This is a genomic window from Corynebacterium neomassiliense (assembly GCF_900626215.1).
GTDB lineage: Bacteria > Actinomycetota > Actinomycetes > Mycobacteriales > Mycobacteriaceae > Corynebacterium > Corynebacterium neomassiliense.
In genome coordinates, this window is sequence record NZ_LR131106.1 from 720378 (window position 1) to 738970 (window position 18593).

Here is an 18593-nt window from a genome sequence, read left to right on the forward strand (position 1 = left end):
CGGCTCTCACACTGCCGCCTGGATCAGCAGCACCACCCCGGAGACCACGGAGAAGACGATCACCGCCGTGCGCAGGTCAAGGTGCGGGAAGCGACGGACGACCAGCGTGCTCGCCAGGGTTCCCAGCACCACGGCGGGCAGGAGCAGCAGGGAGTCCCCCAGCCACCCCCGCGGCGCGGAGCCGGTGAGAGTCAACGCCACGAGGGACACCACCTCACCGACGAAGAAGCATGCGGCGACGGTCGACCGCAGCACCGCCGGGCGACTGTGCTGGTAGACCAGTCCCATCGGCGGGCCCCCGACCCCGGTCGCCGTCTCACTGACACCGGTCAACGCCCCTGCGACCAGGAAGGACGCCGGGGTCGGGGTGAACGGCGGGGCCATGAGGCTGACCAGGGCCGCACCGATCGTGACCAGGGCGACCAGCACTGTCAGGCCGGTGGCCGACAGCACTGTCACGAGCAGCAGTCCGACCAGGGTGAACGCGATCCGTGCGACGCTGATCCACGCCGCCCCCCGCCAGTCGACCGACCGCCGTTCCCGTACCGTGACGAAGGCGTTGAGCGGCAGCATGAGCAGCAGGACGACGGTGGGGACGAGCTCCGGGGCGAGCAGGGTCGCCGCCGGGGAGACGATGAGTGCGAATCCGATTCCACTGGTGCCCTGCACCAGCGCCGCGACGAAGACGACGAGGGACAGGACGACGGCGGTGGTGGCTGTCACCGTGGGACCTCCCGGCCGCCGAGTCCCGCGCGCGTGCAGGCTGCCGCGGAGGCTGCCCGGGCGTCCTCGATGAGAGTGCCGAGGTCGCTGTCGAGCAGTTCTCCGTCGAGGACGCGGGTCGTGCCGTCGGTGATGACGGCGTGGATCTGGCCCCGGTGGCCGAGTCGGACCAGCTGCCAGGCCAGGTCGACGGTGCAGACGAAGTCCGGTGTGTCCAGCCGCAGTACCAGCAGGTCTGCACGGTATCCGGCGGCGAGGGTCCCCACCTCGTCGCCGAGCCCCACCGCGTCGGCTCCCCCGGACGTCGCCGCGCGCAGCCAGAGGTCACCGCCGCCGGCGACCGGGTCGCCGGCTGCCATTGCGGAGGTGAGACGTTGTGCGGTCTCCGCGGCGTCCATGAGGCGGAAGGCGTCGCAGCGGGTACCGTCCGTCCCCAGGCCGGTGCGCGCGCCCAGGGCTGTCAGTGTGAGGGCGTCGGCGACGGCGTTGCCCTTCCATGCGCTGGCGACTGGGTTGTAGGACCATGCAGCACCGGAGCGGGCCAGCTGTATCTTCTCCCGGGCGGTGAGCAGGGTGGTGTGTGCGGCGAGGAGGTGCCGGTCGAGCGCCCCGGCGTCCCTGAGCAGTCCCAGGGGGCGTTGCCCGGTGGACAGGAGGGTGCGTTCCACCCCGGCGAGGTGTTCGTTGACGTGGGTCTGGAGCACGGCTCCGGTGTCCCGGCACAGGTCGGAGAGCCGGGCCAGTGTGGACTGTGTGGCCATCTCCGGGGTGGCGACGGCGACTGAGCCGTGGACCCAGGGGTCGGCGGCGTAGCGGTCCAGGTGCGCGGCCGCCCCGGCGAGGACCTCGTCAGGGCCGGTGCCCTGCCCGCCGGCGTCGACACCGACGTCGTGGCTGATCTTCCCCAGCACCAGGCGGACGCCTGCCTGACGTGCCTGTGCCGCGATGATCTCCGGGTCATGGCGTGAGCGGGCCCCGGCGTCCGCCACGGTGGTGAACCCGCCGAGCAGTGCGTCGACGAGTCCGAGACGGGCACTGACGGCGAGTTCGTCTGCGGTGAGTGCCTCCTCGAGAGGGACCCACACCCGACGGAAGATCTCCGAGGGTTCGCCGAAGGCGTGGGGCCGTCCGAGTGTCTGGGCGAGATGTTGGTGGCAGTCGACCATGCCCGGGACGACCGCGTACCTTCCTAGGTCGACGGTCTGCCAGCCGGAGTACGCGACCGGGAGGTCTGAGGCCGGGCCGACCCAGCTGAAACGACCTGCAGCGACGGCGAGTGCCTGTCCCGTCAGGAATCCTGACGGCGTCCAGGTGTGTCCCGGGGTGAGGACGCAGTGGTCCGGAAGTGTGCGCAGGGTCATCGGGTCACCTTTCTCCACAGCAGGATGAGTCCGGCGACGGCCATCCCGGTCAGCGCGGACATGGTCACCCCGTTGCCGAGCAGCAGGCGAAGGTCGGTGGGCAGGCTGAGGTAGAGCGAGGGGGCGAGGATCGGCAGCAGGCCTGCGGCGAATCCGGCTGTGGCGGTGAGGAAGTTGCCGTCCTCGTTCATGTCTGTGCCCTGGAACATGCGCAGGCCGGAGACGACGATCATGGTGAACGCGTAGACGGCTGTGCCCCCGATGACGGGGGCGGGGATGGATTGGATGAGGTCGGCGACCGGGCCGACGAGCGCGATGAGGATGAGGAGGACACCCGCCAGGGCGGTGACGAAGCGGCTGGTCACTCCGGTGGCTCGGACGATTCCGATGTTCTCGCCGCTGGTCAGCATCGTCTGCCCTCCGAAGGGGGCGGCGATCAGTGAGGTGAGGGCGTCGCCGCGGACGGTGGCGGCGACGGTGGCGCCCTTGTCGACGGTCTTGCCCACGATGTCGGCGTTCAGGGTCGTCTGTCCGGTGGCCTCCGCCATGGAGCCGATGCTGAAGACGATGAGGGGCACGGCAGCGGCGAGGTCGAAGGTGACCGACCCGTACGGCAGCCAGGCGGGCAGGCGCAGCAGGTCACCGGAGCTGACGGCGTCGAAGTGTCCGGTGAGTGCTGCCAGTCCGGTGCCGGCGGCCATGCCGAGCAGGACTGCGACGGACCGGTAGCGGCGGGGAAGGACGATCTGGAGGACGACGATGACGGCGACGGTCGCCGCCGCCAGTCCCACAGCCCACAGCGGGGCCCTGTCGTCGTCGGAGATGAGTCCGCCGGCGATCTTGACGACGTTGACGCCGATGACGGTGATCATCACCGCGAGGACGACCGGCGGGATCGCCCTGACGATGACTCCCGCGACCGGGGAGAGGAGGAGGCAGACGGCGGCGGCGATGATGACCGAGCCGGTGGCCACGGACGGAGAGTGTTCGGTGGCGATCTGGATGAAGATCGCGACGGCGGCGCCGCCGGGGAGCATGACGAAGGGGAGTTTCGCTCCGAGGCGGAGCCAGCCCATGGACTGGAGGACGGATCCGACTCCGCAGGCGAGGAGGGTGATGCAGAGGATGCTGCGGGTGGTGGTCGTGTCGAGCCGGAGGGCGCCGCTGATGAGGAACACGGATGCGACGGGGGTGGAGATCATCACGATGACGTGCTGGAGGGCGAGGATGACCGCCCGGGGCCAGGGAGGCATGGTGTCCACGGGGTGCGGCCGGTGGTTCTGCGGTGCGGGTCGGTGGGGGGCGGTGGGTGTGGCGGACATGGTGGAGCTCCTCTCGGTGGTGCTCTGTCCTGGTTTAAATCGATTGAAGTTTAAATCGATTGAAAACCATGCCGGCGGAAAGCGCCACACCGGGGAGGAGAGTTTTACCGGCCCGAAACGGAACCCGGGACGACGGTCCCGGAGACCGACGGCGACGTCGACTCCCGCACCACCAGACCAGGACGCGGAACCGTACGCCGCAGAACCCCGGCCCCTGCACCACCGGCCACACACTCGACAATCAGCCCGGCACAGGCCTCAGCCACCGCAGTCATGTCCAGGTCCAGGGCAGTCAACGGCGGAACAGCGCCCAGGGCACGCGGCCCGTTGAAGTTCGTGGCGACGAGCAGGTCCCCGGGTACCGACCGTCCCAGATCCCGGGCGGCGGCGAGGACGCCCAGAGCCAGCAGATCAGTCGGCGCATAGACCGCATCCGTCTCCGGACGGGCGGTCAGCAGATCACGGGCGGCGGACCTGGCCGCGTCCCCTCCCCTGTCCACGTCGGCGGTGACGACCACGACATCCTCCCCCGACCTGCGCACATGATCGCGCACATGATCCCGCACGTTCACCGTCACCGAGTTCTCCTCCCGCCCCAGGACAACAGCGATGTGCCGGGCCCCGGCGTCCCGCAGATGGGCGAGAACCACATCCGCCCCCGAGGCACCCCGGTCAACCACCGCATCCACCTCCAGCCCCGGAACATCCCCCACAACGACAGTCCTCACCCCACGGCGGTGCAGTTCAGCGGTCAACGGCTCATCCCGCCGGGGCTCGACAATGACCGCGGCGTCCATGTCGAGCTCGTCGAGCTGCCGGACATCCTGCAACGGCGGGACCAGCAGCATCGAGTACCCTCGGGCCAGCAGAAGACGGGACAGGGGCACAGCCAGGGCGATCTGGAAACTGTACCCGGATTCGTCACCGGCGACCGCCTCCGGAACCGTGGTCAGCAGCGCGACACAGTGCGACCGCGCGCCCCGCAGCCGGCGGGCACGCACGTCCGGCCGGTAACCGAGATCCTCCGCCACCGCACGGACCTTCGCGACCGTCGCCGCACTCGGCCCGGGACGGCCGTTGAGCACCAGGGACGCGGTGGAGCGGGACACCCCGGCAGCAGCCGCGACATCGGCGAGAGTGGCGGGAAGATTCACGGTCGCCCAGTGTAATCAGCGCACGACCGCCCCGCGTCACGGTCGCGGAAAGGTCACGGCACCGGCCGGAGACTGCAGGCCCCCGGTCACCCACTCACCTGTTCGACCGGGCACCCCGGGCGTCCGACCCGTCACTAACGTGACCGGGTGTCACCCTCCCCGGACCGTAGGAGACCCCCGTGACCACCGCCCTCTCTCCGACCCGACGCCTGTCCTCCCCCAGTCCCGCGGGCATGCCCCGCCGCAGACAGTGCAGCCCGGTCACAGCCCAGCCCTTCCCTGTCACGCAGACAAGCCTTCCGGTCGACGTCACGGTACGCACACTCGCGGACTTCTTCCGGCCCGGCCACGCCACCTACCTCGCCTGCGCGAGCGTGCACGGAACGCATTCCCCGGTGGTCGCCGGCACTCGGCCACAGGTGGTGCAGAGCCTCGCCCAGTGGATCTCCCGGCGTCCGGAACTGGTCCGCTCACCACGGCCGGTGCAGGTGCGTCTGCACCCGAACTCCTCGCGCAACAACCGGTTTCCCGTGGACGCCCGATATCTGGAGACCGGATTTGCCTCGGCAGGTCTCATCGTCCCCGGCGTCCTCACCAGCGGGGAGTACGACACGACAACCTTGACGGCACTGGCCGGCGGGGTGCCGGACACTGTCACACTGGTGGGAACCTCGGGACGCATCCCCGCACCACCGAAGTTCCGTAAAGTCCTGGCCGGCCGGGTTCGCCGGACCGAGGCCGAACGCCACCGACACCGGTTCAGTATCCGCGCCCGCTACACCGGTAAGTGGTGGTCTGACCCGCGGCGTCCCCTCCTGGTCTCCGACTACCCTGACCTGGACGAACGGCCCGAACACATTGACGTCTACACCGACGCTTCCTGCGTGCCGGGATCCCCGTGGTCGGCGGTCGGTATCTCCTGCCCGGACCTCGGCGTTGTCGCCTCGACGGTGCTGGCGCGTCCGTTCATCAAAGATTCCGCGTACATCCGTGTCGCAGAGACCGCCGGGATCGCCGCCGGGGTGATGCTGTTCTGCGACTCGGCCCGCTCAGTCACCGTCCATTCGGATTCCCGTCCCGCACTGCGGTGGTGGGCGGACACCGGGAAAATTCCGGGCTGCTGGTCAGAACTGCGGACATTCACCGCCCACGAGAAGGACAGTCACCGCAACGTGGACGCCAGGTGGGTCAAAGGACACGCCGACTGTGTGGGCAACCTGTGGGCGGACCGCGCCGCCCGACTGTCCCTGCACTCCGCCCGGTGGGGAGAAGATGAGAGAGTTCGCCGGCAGAAGTTCGGGAACCTTGCGGCGGAGTTCCGTCAGAGGTGAGGATGCCGGGCGTGTGACCACACAACAATGTCGAAGACACGAAGGTCACTGAGCTTAACTATCTTGATGTCTCCTGTTGCCTCGTAAGCCTCGCGACGAATCGCATCGAGATGAACCGGCAGCCGAAGTTCGGTATCACTCATGATCTTCCACATGCTTTCGTAGAAGTTCACTCTGTCACGTTTATACCGTAGTGTCTGGGAAACCTGATGAGACGGCGTGTGAGTCAATAGGAACAGTCTTCGCTTCGGGGTAGTCGCTGAAGTTGGTGAACCCGAGGAATCGTGACTGACAGACTCTCAACGGCGACAATATCCTCAGCGGTGATGACGTTAGCCACTTCCGGGCGGTCACCTCCGCCACCCAGTTCATTGAAGCTCGCACCAGTCATTTTGTCGCACGCTCCCGTCGTCGCGAAGTATCCGACGAGACTTGCCACCACCTTCCCTGATGCTGAAGAGACGCAAAGTAGACTTCATCTCCATGGCTTCCGTGCACGAAGTGATTGACGCATTCCGTAGTTCCCGCTCCACCTCAGAGCAGGGCACCCAGTTTGAGCAGCTCATGGTGCGCTGGTTCGAGCTCGATCCGACTTTGAGTGAGCAGTACGACAGAGTCTGGCGGTGGCCTGAGTGGCCGGGGCGTCACAATCACGGCGACAACGGCATCGACCTCGTCGCTCACATCGCCGAGACCGGCCCGGACTTCGGGGTTCCGGACGAGTACGCGGCAGTCCAGTGCAAGTTCTACGATCCGGAGCACCGTCTGGCAAAGGCGGTCAAGTCCTGGGAAGTGGTGTATTTTCCTTCCGCTGAAACAATGCGCGTGACACCAGGTCAAGGACCATCACGGGCCTGATACCGCGCCCATCTCATGCCGCCTCCTGCACCCGGTCGTCGCCGTCGACGTCGATGACGTTGGCGCCCATCACCGCCCGGGTCTGTTCCAGGCTCGTCAGCGACATATACCGCTTCTGCTTCGATCCAGTCGTCATGCTGCTCCGCCAACACCGCCCCGACCAGACGGATCACCGCATCCCGGTTAGGGAAGATCCCCACGACATCGGTACGCCGGCGAATCTCCCGGTTAAGACGTTCGGTGGGGTTGTTGGACCAGACCTTGGTCCACACCGCCTTCGGCGCGGCGGTGAACGCCAACAGCTCGTCGAGAGCTTCTTCCAGGTAGTCGGCGACGTGCGGGAACTTCTGTTGACAGAACCCGACAACCTCACGTGCCTGGTCCCACACCGCGGCAGCATCGGGCTGCTGGAAGATCGTCTGGAACATCGCCGACAGTGTCGGCCACTGGGTCTTCGACACCATGGACGACAGGTTCTTGGCGAAATGCGTCCGACAGCGCTGCCACGACGCGTTCGGCAGGACCTCGCCGATCGCATGCTGAATGCCCAGATGAGCGTCACTGGTGACCAGGAACACCTGGTCCAGGCCACGGGCCTTCAGGTCGGTAGAAGAACCCGGTCCAGGACGTCACGGATTCTGCCGTGGCGACCTGCATGCCGAGCAGTTCACGGTAGCCTTCCGCGTTGACCCCGCAGGCCAGCAGCACCGAGGTTTTCACGACCCGGCCACCTTCGCGGACTTTCATCGTCAGCGCGTCGCAGGACACATACAGGTACGCTCCACCGTCGAGTGGGCGGTGGCGGAAGTCGGCGACCATGGAGTCGAGGTCCTTGGCCATGTCGGACACCTGGGATTTCGACAGGTTGGTGATCCCCAGGCTGGCGACCAGATCGTTCATCCTCCGGGTGGACACGCCTTTGAGATAACACGTCGCGATGACGGTGGTCAGGGCTCGTTCAGCCCGGCTACGGCGTTCGAGAAGCCAGTCGGGGAAGAACGAGCCGGAGCGGAGTTTGGGAACGGCGACGTCGACGGTGCCGACGCGGGTGTCGAGGTTGCGGTGGCGGTAGCCGTTGCGAGTGTTGGTGCGGGACTCGCTGGTGGTGGCGTAGTCCGCGCCGCAGACTTGGTCGGCCTGGGTGGACAGGATCTGGTTGATGAAGCTACGGGCGCATCTGACGCATCAGGTCCGGGGAGGCCTGGGTGAGCAGCTCGTCGAGATAGGTCGACGGGTCGATATGATGAGGGCTGGTGGCCATCGTGGAGTCCCTTTCGAGGATATGTAGGAGTTGAGTCGAAAGGTACCTGCGGTGGTCGCCGTCGTCGTTGACGGGGCGGTCACCGGCAGTTACAGATACACCACGCTAGAGGACGTAACCCGCCGGGCAGGCGGTTCGGGTCCTACGGACCTGGATCAGCTGTCTGTTGAGCGGAAACCTCGTGTCCTCATCCGCCAGTTGCAGGACCTTAGTGGTGCGGGTGTCCCGCCGACCGTGCCCGAACTCGGTGACCAGGGTCGGCGGGAGGTCCCTCCAGTTCTTCGACCTCGCCCCCTCGGCAGGCCCGACTGGTTGCCTTTCACTGCTAGCAGGTACGCCCCGCCGGCGGTGACGATGTGGTCGGCGGCGGTCTCCTGGCAGTGCAGTGCATCGGCGGTGACCACACAGTCGGTCAGGCCGAACTGGTCAAGCAGGCCCCGTAGGACGGGGATCTCGTTAGACTTCTCGTCGCCGACGAGCTATCCCAGCACGGTGCCGGGGGGTGTGGCCGAAGGCGGCATCCAGGAGCGGAGCATGGGTGATCGGGCCTGGGGGTGTCCCTATGTAGTTCGTCAACCCTCAACTCGTCTTTTCTCCGACCTGTGACACCCACCCGGGGTGAGGGTTGTCGATCACGCGGGTGTAGGCGTTCCACCGGTTGCTACCGGTGGAACGCCTGACCTGCGGGTGGTGAGGATTCAGCTCGACAACCTAGGCAGCGAAGGCCTCCCCGGCTGGCCGGGCGGGCAACTCCCGGAAGAACTCACCGCGGGTGAGCATCGCGAAGATGACATTGCACCGCCACCGTGCCAGGCACATCACCGCCGCATTGTGCCGCTTCCCCTCAGCCCGTTTCTTCTCGTAGTACGACTTGGACTCGGCGTGGCAGTTCGATGCGACCCACGCGGATCTGAACAGGGCGTTCTTGAGTCTCTTGTTGCCTGACCTGGCTGGGAACTCACCTCTGATCGACGTACCCGAGCGCCTCGTCACCGGCGCGATTCCGGCATAGGCGGCAAGGTGAGCGGCATCAGGGAAGTCGGAGCAGTCACCGACAGCCAGGAGGATGTTCGCGGCGGTCTTGATGCCGACTCCCGGCATGGACATCAAGACCTGGGCAAGAGGGAACTGGTCGAGCATCTCCTCGACCTGGCCGGCGATGGACTCCCGCTGAGCCTTCAACGACTTGATGTTGGTCGCCAGCATCGGGATCGCGACTTCCGCGGCGGCGGTGCCGGGTACCGTGACGGCCTGTGCGTCCAGGGCGGTGAAGATGTCCTCGACCAGCCGGTCCGGATTCTTCTTGGCGTGGTTGCGCGCCCAGGTCAGCACCCGGTTCTTGCCTGACTTCTTCAGCTTCGTCGGTCCGCCGTAGTGGATCAGCAGCTCCAGGACGAACGGGCGCTGGATGACGTCACCGGGCAGGACCCGCTCCAACGAGGGGTAGATCTGCACCAGGATGCTGCGCAGCCGGTTGATCGTCCGGGTGCAGTCCCGTGCGATGTCGTCGTCGAGCCCGGACAGCATCTTGAGTGCTGACAGAACCTCGTCGTTGCGGTCGACGGCACGCAGTGTGTGCGGCATCGTTCGGGCGGTGTCGGCGATGATGAACGCATCGCGTGGGTGGGTCTTGGCCTGGCCGGGGTACAGGTCGGCTGCCTTGCGCATCGCCAGGCCGGGTAGGTAGGCGACTCCGCAGTCGGTGGCGCGGGCTACGGCGACGGGAAGGGCGCCGATGGTGTTGGGCTGGTCGACGATCAGCAGGACCTTTCCGTGGGTCTTGAGCTGGTCGAACAGTGCGGTCAGCTGTGCTTCGTCCTGGGGCAGAGGCTTGTCGTGCACCTTCGTGCCGTCGGCGAGCAGTGCGCAGCCGTGGTGGGCGGTCTTGCCGACGTCTAGTCCGAGGTAGACGTCGTATGCGGTGGTGTCTTCCATGATCGTTCCCCTCCTTGGGTTGGGGAGGTCGTGGTCGGTTGTGGTGGAAGATCACTGGTCGAGACACTCGTCGCGGGCACCCACGTTACGAAGAGACTTCACCTGGTCGTGCTGGTGAGCCACGTCCCTATTAGCCGTCATCGTTTGTCCTGGTACCTCAGCGGCAACACCCCGTGGGACTCATGTCGAACAACAGGGCGAGTAAGCCATACCGAGGCCAGTGACCTGTCCCCGATCTTATGGGGACACGATCAAGGTAACGGGGAGGGCGGCGCATGAGTACGGCGGCCGCGATCGCTGCCCTCGCCACGGCGATTGTCGGCGTGATCGGAGGGATCTGGCGGATTCGCAAGGAGCAGCGCGAGCTGGTCGCCGCCAGGATCGCCGCGGAAGCCGACCAGAGGAGTGTCGCGGTACAGGCAACGGAGGCGGCAGTCGGCGTGGTGAAGTCGTCGATGGACACTCAGGGGGAGACAGTCACTTCGCTCCAGCGTCGTGTCGACGGCCAGGGCGTCCGGCTCAACGAGTCGGAGCGACAGATCACCCGACAGGCCGAGCGGATCACTGACCTGGACCAGCGGCACGGCGTCGCCATCGGCCACATCGCCGAGCGGGAGGACGACGCGGCCGACAACCTCGGCCCCGACCGCCCCGTGTAGCTACCGCGCATCCCCGACCTGATCCGCCCCGATGTCGAGGCGGCACGGCGGCCCCGATAGCATGCTTCGTGAGTTGCTGTTTGGCTAGATGGTCCGTATCATGGCAGAAAAGAGCTGTTAGCTAAAATGACGCCTGTCAGCCAAAAAGTCGCTGCACAGACCTATTGATTGAGGTGTAACTCCATGGCAACTACGTTCGCATCCGGCGCAGCCGTGACGCGCTTTTCCGCCTCAGCGGTTACTCGAGTTGTCAAGGCCCTATCCCGGCCCACGAAGTCAGCCACTCGGCAATGCTGGCTCCAGGCCGTTGCGGCGCGGACGCTAGCTGAGCGCCCCGATCTGGAGGAGGGGTTGACTCAGGTCCTCGGCTGCGAGCCGGCGGAGGACGACATCCTCGAGGGACTGTCGATCGGTGAGGTTGGCGTGTGCTACGAAGCGCTTATGGCGTCAATGGATGCCGGGGCCCGCAGGATCGAGGGCCAGTACTTCACTCCGGACGATGCTGCCCAGTTCATGGCCCACCAGTCCACGGACTTCCCTGAGGGTGTCTGGCTAGATCCTTGCTGTGGGGTGGGAAACCTCGCGTGGTACCTGGCTGCAAGGCAGCCCGATCCGGATGTCTTTGTGTCCAACTACCTCACCCTGATCGATAAGGACAGTGTGGCACTGAGCACGGCGGTGGCCTTGATCGGTGCCGAGTTCTTGAGCTGTAGCAACGCTCAAGGATTAGTTGACTTGGATAGACGCGCACATTGCCGAGACTTCCTTTCTCGTGGGAAACTTCCTGCTCACGACTACGTGATCATGAACCCGCCGTATTCTCGCGCAGAGGCGCGGAGTGACCTGCGAAGCGGACATACGCGCGACCTCTTCGCGTTCTTCATGGAGCGGGTGGCGTCTACCTCTTCCGGATTCATCTCGGTTACCCCAGCCTCGTACCTATCGGCTCCCAAGTTCCGGGTTCTGCGTGAGGTTATTGCGTCAGAAACCAGCGGAGGTAGCGTGTATGTCTTCGACAACGTGCCTGACACTCTGTTTAGAGGGTACAAGTTCGGATCGTCGAACACCTCCAAGACCAACTTCGTTCGCGCTGCGGTTACCGTATGCAGGCCGGACGCCACGAGCTGGGAAATAACCCCGATCCTTCGCTGGCGTTCTGCGTCTCGCGCTCGTATGTTCGACAGGTGCGCGGGCCTGTTGGCACCGCTTAACGTGGGGCCCGCTGGAGAATGGGCGAAGCTGACTCCCGGAATGGGGGGGCTGTGGAAACGCCTCATGAGCGCCGAGCAGACGCTGGGGGACCTTCTAGTACCTGTCGAGACCGAGTTTCAGCTCACAGTCGCTACGACACCCCGCTACTACATCTCTGCTACTTATCGTACTCTCGATCGAAGATCTAAGGCGATTCTCCACTTTGCCAATGCCCGTGATCGCGATCGAGCAGCCGTGGTGCTGAATTCCTCCCTGCCGTACATGTGGTGGCGCGCACTAGATGGGGGGGTCACCTTGCCTCGGCGCGTGCTTCGCTCGCTACCAGTGCCTCGCTTTGAGTATGCCCCCGGTCTCATAGACCTACTCCAACGCGACGAGGCCGAGTCGTTGGTCACCAAGCTCAATGCGGGCCGTGTAAACGAGAACGTAAAGCGGCCTAGGGCGCTAGTCTCGCAGTTGGATGACCTCGTCCTGCCTGACGCTCCCCGACTCGACCTACTATATGCCGATGACATGTTCCCGTTATGATGTGATCTAAAGTGTCTGCTAAGCTGCGCGCAACTGTAGCGTGCACACCAACGCGGCCACCCGTCTAGCAGAAAGTGGAACATGTCCAGCGGCTCAGCAGATTTCGACAAGCTTAAGAAAACCATAGATGCCAGTCCCGCCTTACGTCGCGAGATAGAGTTTGCTTTCTCTAGCCTCCTTACTGCCGCGAACCCTTCTGATCGAGGGCTTAGGTTTCTATTCGGAGGCGGGGCCGAGTGGATCATCGCTTCTGCTGCATGGTCTGCGGGAGTTCTTACTGCGCCCGCCGGTCATAACGCCAACGGATTCGACCTCGGTGACCTACTCGACAAGTCTCGGGCGCTGTGGAGTGTTAAGGCCAGCGCATCCGACAAGGCGGGGCAGATACGGCTAAAGAACTTCATGGGCGACGGGCGCGATGCGAATTGGGTCGAGCCCACATTGTTCGTCGGCCCCTACCTCGATGGCGCTGTGCTAATCGACCCACGCGGCGACGCTGCTATGCAGGCGCAGACCCGGCACACCAAGGATGCGTTGGTGCTTCCCGGGGGTGTTCCGAAGAGGTATGCGGTCGAGCATCCCGACAATCACATCCAGTTTGACGTGGAGGTCAACCATGGAAACACCTCCGCGGACCCGCACACGTTCATCAAGTCGATTTTGGACCCAGCGCACTTCCCCCACCTGGCCAAGCCGTTTCTCGCGGCCGCGCCGCTGACAAGCGGCAGCCGAGTGGACGAGATACAGCAACTGGTTGACCTGCGCGATAGCGGTGTTCTGGACGATGCGCAGTTCAAGAAGGCTGTCGACGGCCTTCTCTCATAGCTGTCTGATACTGGGTGTCTCACGCGCCACCCATACAGAGGAGAGTCCCCGCCACCAGCGGGGACTTTCTTCTGTATTAGAGCACGGGTCTGCTGCACGGTGAGGTGACATCTGATCTGGCTTGCCCGGGAGGGCTGTCTGGAAAGATGGCATTGTGCCTAAGCCCTATCCCACTGAGTTCCGTGACGATGTCGTGCGCGTCGCGCGGAATCGCGAGCCCGGAGTGACGATTGAGAAGATCGCGAAAGACTTCGGGGTTCATCCGATGACGCTCACGAAGTGGATGCGTCGCGCCGATATCGACGAGGGCAACAAGCCAGGTCAGACTCGAACGGAGACAGCCGAGTTGCGGGAAGCACGCAAGCGGATTCGGTTGCTCGAGCAAGAAGTCGAGGTGTTGCGGCGGGCGGCCGCGTATCTGTCGCAGGCGAATCTGCCGGGAAAATGATGTACCCGCTCGTTGCCGAGCTCGCCGCTGACGGGGTTCCTGTCGCGGTGTCGTGCCGGGTCTTGAAGCTCGCTCGCCAGCCCTACTACCGGTGGCTGGCTGCCCCGATCACCGACAGTGAGGTGGTGGAAGCGTATCGCGCGAACGCGCTGTTCGACGCGCATCGTGATGACCGAAGAGTTCGGTCACCGTCTCCTCGGACGACGAAGCCCGAGACGCCGGTGAGCCGATGGCTGACCGGACCGCGTGGCGGATCACATCGAGCAATGGGTGGTGGTCCGTGTTCGCCGAAGAAACGGGGCACGAACGGGAGAAAGCCCGGCCCGTCCGTCCACGACGATCTCTGCGCCGTTGTGGACGAACACGGCCGCACCCGGCATGTGTTCGCCGCGACGAGAGCGAACGAGCTCTGGCTCGTGGACATCACGGAACACGAAACCGCGGAAGGCAAGCTCTACTGCTGTGCGATCAACAACGCCTTCTCCGGGCGGATCGTCGGGTATTCGATCGACTCCAGGATGACGTCCCGCCTGGCCGTGCAAGCTCTCGAGAACGCGGTCCGGATGCGTGGTGACGTGGCCGGATGCGTGATCCATTCGGACAGGGGATCTCAATGTCGAAGCAGGAAGTTTCTGGCCGCTCTGACCCGTCACCGCATGGTCGGATCGACGGGCAGAGTCGGGTCCAGCGGCGATAACGCCGCCATGGAATCGTTCTTCTCGCTCCTGCAGAAGAACGTCGTCGACCGACGCTCTTGGACCACCCGCGAGCAATTGCGGATCGCGATCGTGACCTGGATTGAGAGGACCTATCACCGCCGACGACGGCAAGCCCGTCTGGGGCGTTTGACCCCGATCGAGTTCGAGACCATCATGACCAAGGACATCGCCCTCGCGGCGTGACTACAAACTGTCACCTATCCGTGCAGCAGACCCCTAACGTAGTTCCCGTCCCTCAATGTCTTCGAACGACGCCTCATCACTTGTACTGACCAGGTCCGCGCCCAGAATGCCAGGTTGCCTGGTCCGATCGGGATTCCACCTGGTTGACGGCTCACGGGGTAGTCCCCGCGTTCTGGACCTTTTCTGTTCTCCAGAGGACCAACAGACTCCCTACCGCACTCCCCAGTCCCACCCTGCCGTCGCCGACCGCAGGTGGGCGTAGGAGCGCACTGTCCTGCCGTTGAAGGGGGCGAACGCCGGCGAGGTTCCGGGGACCCGCCACACGGGTGGTTCCTCCGCGCCTGACAGCACCCACGCCGCCTGGCGTGCCGCGCCCAGTGCCACGTACTCCGCCGGGTCCGGGACCAGGACCTCGACTCCGAATATTGACGGGGCGATGGCCCGCACTGCGGCGGACCGGGCACCGCCGCCGATGAGAAGCACCCTCTTCACCCGTTCTCCGGTGGCTCCGACGAGGGCTTCCACGGCATCCTTCATGGAGCAGAGGAGGCCTTCGACGGTCATCCGGGCGAAGTCCTCGCGGGTGGTGGAGGTGGTCAGTCCCTGGATGATGCCGGTGGCGTCCGGCCGGTTGGGGCTGCGTTCCCCGTCGAGGTAGGGCTGCAGGATCAGTCCGCCGGCACCCGGCGCGGCGGCGAGGGCGAGACGGTCGAACTCCTCGTGGTCCACGCCGAGCAGGCGGCGGCCGAGGTCGAGGACACGTGCCCCGTTGAGGGTGGCGACCAGCGGCAGGTATTTTCCGGAGGCGTCGGCGAATCCGGTGACCATTCCGGCGGAGTCGTGGACGCTGTCGTCGACCACCGCGGAGGCGACTCCTGAGGTTCCGATGGAGACGCACACGTCGCCGGGGCCCAGGGCCAGTCCGAGGGCGGCTCCCTGGTTGTCACCGGTGCCGGGTGCGATGAGGGTTCCGCGTGCCGCGGCTGCGGGGGACACGGATGCGGCGACGGTTCCGACGGCTTCGTCGGGGTCGGCGAGGTGGGGCAGTTCCACGGCGTGTCCGAGTGCCCGTTCTGCCAGTTCGGGCAGCCAGCGGCGTTCCCTGGTGCTGTAGTAGCCGGTGCCGGACGCCTCACCGTGGTCGGTCGCGCTGACCAGACCGCCGGACAGGTACCGGTTGAGGTAGTCGTGGGGCAGCAGGACCGAGGCGGTGCGGGCGGCGTTGTCGGGTTCATGGTCGCGCATCCACCGCATTTTGGTGGCGGTGATGGACGCCACGTAGCGGCTGCCGGTGAGGTCGACGCAGGCTGCGGGTCCGCCGAGTTCGGCGATGAGGTCTTCGGCGGCGCGAGCGGAGCGGGTGTCGTTCCAGAGCAGGGCGTCGCGGACGACCTCGCCGGAGGCGTCGAGAGCGACCATGCCGTGCTGTTGTCCTGCGACGGAGACGGCGTCGGCACGGTCGAGGAGGCCGTCCGTGGCGGTTCTGAGTGCCTCGATCCAGGCGCGGGGGTCAACTTCGGTGCCGTCGGGGTGGGTGGCGCGTCCTTCGTCGACGACGTCACCGGTCTCTGCGTCGACGAGCAGTGCCTTGCAGGACTGGGTGGAGCTGTCGATTCCGAGTACCAGTGCCATCAGTTTTCCTCTCCGCCGTGGACGGCGCTGCGGGTGCCGCCGTGGTCGGCGCTGTGGGTGCCGCCGGTGATGTGCAGTGCCGCTCCGGATGCTGCCAGCCGGGCGCGTTGTTCGGGGGTGGTGGCGGAGTCGGTGACGATGTGGTCGAAGTCTGTCAGGTCGGCGACCTTGAACAGTCCGGGGGCGTCGAATTTGGTGGCGTCCACGACGAGGACTTTCGTCTGTCCGATGTCCAGCAGTGCCTGTTTGGTGTCGGCGGCCTCGATGTCGGGGTGGAACAGGGCGGTGCCGGTGGAGGTGGCCCGCAGTGAGGTGGTGGAGACGAAGGTGAGGTCCGCGGACAGTCGTCTGATCTGTTCGGTGGTCCCGGCGCCGAGGAAGGAGTCGGTTTCGGGGATGTAGCGTCCGCCGCAGGCGATGAGCCGGATGGTGGATGCCCCGCTGCGGCGGCTGTGGTTGTACATGGCTGCCAGGGAGTGGGTGACCAGGGCGGAGGGGTTGCGGTCGGGCAGCAGTCCGATGAGTGGTTCGAGGGTGGTGGAGTCGTCGACGGCGACGACTGCCCCGTCTTCGATGAGTTCGGCGGCGAGGGCGCACAGGGCGGTCTTGGTGTTGCGGTGGAGCTGTCGGCGTTGTCCCACCGCCAGTTCGCTCATGGAGGGGGTGACGGACCGGGCACCCCCGCGGATTCTCTCGACGAGGTGCCCGGCGGCGAGGGCGTCGAGGTCGCGGTGGACGGTCATCTGGCTGACGTCGAAGTGCCGGGCGAGTTCTTCGACGCGGGCGGTGCCGTGCCTGGTGACGTAGGCGACGATGCTTTCGCGTCGGCGGTCGGGCCCGGTGACCGAGGTGGGCTGTGGCATGCGGTTGAGGCTAGCACGGGAATGGGAGAGGAAGGACGCCACGCAACATTGAACTGTTATTTTCCGTGACTTTCTAACACAGTAACGGTAAATTCATCCGCGTCGCGCATCACGCGCTGTGACGCGCACCCCCTGACTCTTCCAGATGCAACGGAGAACACATGAGCTCACACGCTGCTCCTCCACCGCCGGCGTCCGGCGACACCACCGCCGCCTCCTCCCCCGGCGACACCACCTCCACACCCGGCCCCCTCCTCGACAGACTCGGCATCCCCCGTGCCCTGATCTGGGGCTTCATCGGACTCGCCCTGTTCATGATCGGCGACGGTGTCGAGACCAACATCCTCGAACCGTTCCTCCACGACGAGCACGGCTTCTCCACGTCACGGGTCGGCACCCTGGTCACCGTCTACGGCGTCGCCGTGGCCGTCGCCGCCTTCTCCGCCGCCGCACTCTCGGACCTGTGGGGCCCTCGACGGGTGATGGTCATCGGCGCCGCCGTGTGGATCGTCTTCGAACTCGGCTTCCTGCTCGTCGCCCTGACCACCTCGAACGCCGTGCTCATCTACGTCACCTACGGCCTGCGCGGATTCGGCTACCCCCTGTTCGCCTACAGTTTCCTGGTCTGGATCAGCGCCGTGTCCCGCCCGGAGGACCGGGCCACCGGGGTGGGCTGGTTCTATGTCGCCTTCTCCGCGGGCCTGCCCACCCTCGGTGCCCTCGTGGCGACGATCTCCCTGTCGGTGTTCGACCTCGACTTCTACCAGACCCTGTGGGTCTCCCTGGCGCTCGTGGTACTCGGCTCGGCGTGCGCGTTCCTGGGCGTGAAGGAACGCCGCGGACGCCGCCCCCTCGTCGACAACCCCCACGAAGTCACCGCGACTCTGTCCCGGGGTTTCCGTCTGCTGGTCACCGACCGCCGGGCCCGCTACGTCACCTACATCCGGACCATCAACTCCGTCCCGACCTACGCCATGGCCGTGTACTTCCCCTCCTACTTCACCGATGACCTGGGGTGGCGGCTGGGCTGGTTCCTCATCCTCACCACGGTCATCTACGCGGTCAACCTGCCGTTCAACCCGCTGTTCGGCAGGATCGGCGACCGGGTCGGCTGGGCCCGCACCATGTTCTGGTGCGGTGCGGTCCTCTGCGCCGTCGCGCTGGCACTGGTCTACTTCACCCCGCTGGCCGGCACCGCACTCGGTCTGCCGGACGCGGTGACCTACGGCGTCACCCTCGCCTTCGGCGCGGTGTTCGGCATCGGCCTGGCCGGATACGTGCCCCTGTCCGCCATTGCGGTCTCCCTCGACCCCGAGCATCCGGGGGCTGCGATGGCGACCTACAACCTCGGCGTCGGAGCGGCCGTGGCCGTCGGCCCCCTGCTCGTCGCCGTCTTCCTCCCTCTGGTCGGTGCCACCGGCCTCACTCTCGTCATGATCGGCCTGTACTTCGTGTCCGCCTGGCTGTCGACACAGCTCAAGGGCACGCAACCCGGGTTCGACGGTGTCCCCGCCGAGCCCTCCCCCGCAGGTACCCCTGCTCTCGCCAAGGAGAATTCACTGTGACTGTCCCCACCGGA

The 18593-nt window shown here is 65.8% G+C and carries 14 protein-coding genes and 4 pseudogenes; 7 read left to right on the forward strand and 11 right to left on the reverse strand.

Translation table 11 applies throughout. The annotated features are described in order from the left end of the window. Positions 1 to 6: 6 nt before the first annotated feature. The 4 genes from E0E18_RS03125 to E0E18_RS03140 form a co-directional block, all read right to left on the reverse strand. Positions 7 to 723, reverse strand: coding sequence for a sulfite exporter TauE/SafE family protein (locus tag E0E18_RS03125; protein ID WP_110481316.1), 717 nt, complete (start codon positions 721 to 723; stop codon positions 7 to 9). Beyond that, positions 720 to 2084 (reverse strand): amidohydrolase family protein, encoded by a 1365-nt coding sequence (locus tag E0E18_RS03130; RefSeq protein WP_130839313.1) that lies wholly within the window; start codon positions 2082 to 2084, stop codon positions 720 to 722. The genes E0E18_RS03125 and E0E18_RS03130 overlap by 4 nt, the downstream gene beginning before the upstream one ends. Next, complete coding sequence (locus E0E18_RS03135) at positions 2081 to 3406, reverse strand: uracil-xanthine permease family protein (RefSeq protein ID WP_130839314.1); 1326 nt, start codon at positions 3404 to 3406, stop codon at positions 2081 to 2083. Before E0E18_RS03135 ends, E0E18_RS03130 begins: the two co-directional genes overlap by 4 nt. 104 nt (positions 3407 to 3510) lie before the next feature. Next, on the reverse strand, positions 3511 to 4560 hold the full coding sequence (locus E0E18_RS03140) for a LacI family DNA-binding transcriptional regulator (protein ID WP_130839315.1): 1050 nt from the start codon (positions 4558 to 4560) through the stop codon (positions 3511 to 3513). 179 nt (positions 4561 to 4739) lie between these two features. Here E0E18_RS03140 and E0E18_RS03145 point away from each other — a divergent pair, with 179 nt between their 5' ends. Next, a complete protein-coding gene (locus tag E0E18_RS03145; RefSeq protein WP_130839316.1) occupies positions 4740 to 5891 on the forward strand; it encodes a ribonuclease H family protein in 1152 nt (383 codons plus the stop codon). Here E0E18_RS03145 and E0E18_RS03150 read toward each other — a convergent pair. Both E0E18_RS03150 and E0E18_RS14120 read right to left on the reverse strand, forming a co-directional pair. Next, positions 5882 to 6064: a hypothetical protein gene (locus E0E18_RS03150; protein ID WP_130839317.1), complete on the reverse strand. Its 183-nt coding sequence runs from the start codon at positions 6062 to 6064 to the stop codon at positions 5882 to 5884. The two genes, E0E18_RS03145 and E0E18_RS03150, sit on opposite strands and share 10 nt — an antisense overlap. 53 nt (positions 6065 to 6117) lie before the next feature. After that, positions 6118 to 6333: a DUF6308 family protein gene (locus E0E18_RS14120; RefSeq protein ID WP_337189529.1), complete on the reverse strand. Its 216-nt coding sequence runs from the start codon at positions 6331 to 6333 to the stop codon at positions 6118 to 6120. Between the two features lie 41 nt (positions 6334 to 6374). On the opposite strand from E0E18_RS14120, the pseudogene E0E18_RS03160 reads away from it, so the two are divergent. After that, a pseudogene (locus E0E18_RS03160) lies at positions 6375 to 6665 on the forward strand (restriction endonuclease); the annotation flags it as partial. 97 nt (positions 6666 to 6762) lie between these two features. On the opposite strand, the pseudogene E0E18_RS03165 reads toward E0E18_RS03160, so the two are convergent. From E0E18_RS03165 to E0E18_RS03175, 3 genes and pseudogenes are all read right to left on the reverse strand, one after another. Then, positions 6763 to 8010: pseudogene (locus tag E0E18_RS03165) on the reverse strand (IS256 family transposase). A gap of 155 nt (positions 8011 to 8165) precedes the next feature. After that, positions 8166 to 8471: pseudogene (locus E0E18_RS14370) on the reverse strand (hypothetical protein); the annotation flags it as partial. Between the two features lie 250 nt (positions 8472 to 8721). Continuing rightward, complete coding sequence (locus tag E0E18_RS03175) at positions 8722 to 9945, reverse strand: IS110 family RNA-guided transposase (protein ID WP_130839319.1); 1224 nt, start codon at positions 9943 to 9945, stop codon at positions 8722 to 8724. 275 nt (positions 9946 to 10220) lie between these two features. Here E0E18_RS03175 and E0E18_RS03180 point away from each other — a divergent pair, with 275 nt between their 5' ends. The 4 genes and pseudogenes from E0E18_RS03180 (at position 10221) to E0E18_RS03195 (ending at position 14519) form a co-directional block, all read left to right on the forward strand. Continuing rightward, positions 10221 to 10604, forward strand: coding sequence for a hypothetical protein (locus tag E0E18_RS03180; RefSeq protein ID WP_130839320.1), 384 nt, complete (start codon positions 10221 to 10223; stop codon positions 10602 to 10604). A gap of 351 nt (positions 10605 to 10955) precedes the next feature. After that, positions 10956 to 12344: an N-6 DNA methylase gene (locus tag E0E18_RS03185; protein ID WP_202616689.1), complete on the forward strand. Its 1389-nt coding sequence runs from the start codon at positions 10956 to 10958 to the stop codon at positions 12342 to 12344. An 81-nt stretch (positions 12345 to 12425) separates the two neighbouring features. Next, positions 12426 to 13169 carry a hypothetical protein gene (locus E0E18_RS03190; RefSeq protein ID WP_130839322.1) on the forward strand — a complete coding sequence of 248 codons (744 nt, stop codon included), beginning with the start codon at positions 12426 to 12428 and terminating at the stop codon, positions 13167 to 13169. 154 nt (positions 13170 to 13323) lie between these two features. Beyond that, positions 13324 to 14519 (forward strand): annotated as a pseudogene (locus E0E18_RS03195) (IS3 family transposase). 210 nt (positions 14520 to 14729) lie between these two features. On the opposite strand, the gene xylB reads toward E0E18_RS03195, so the two are convergent. Next, positions 14730 to 16151 (reverse strand): xylulokinase, encoded by a 1422-nt coding sequence (xylB, locus tag E0E18_RS03200; RefSeq protein WP_066582943.1) that lies wholly within the window; start codon positions 16149 to 16151, stop codon positions 14730 to 14732. Continuing rightward, positions 16151 to 17014: a DeoR/GlpR family DNA-binding transcription regulator gene (locus E0E18_RS03205; RefSeq protein ID WP_066585667.1), complete on the reverse strand. Its 864-nt coding sequence runs from the start codon at positions 17012 to 17014 to the stop codon at positions 16151 to 16153. Before E0E18_RS03205 ends, xylB begins: the two co-directional genes overlap by 1 nt. 161 nt (positions 17015 to 17175) lie before the next feature. Here E0E18_RS03205 and E0E18_RS03210 point away from each other — a divergent pair, with 161 nt between their 5' ends. Next, positions 17176 to 18579 carry an RbtT/DalT/CsbX family MFS transporter gene (locus tag E0E18_RS03210; RefSeq protein ID WP_078057000.1) on the forward strand — a complete coding sequence of 468 codons (1404 nt, stop codon included), beginning with the start codon at positions 17176 to 17178 and terminating at the stop codon, positions 18577 to 18579. The last annotated feature ends 14 nt before the right edge of the window (positions 18580 to 18593 follow it).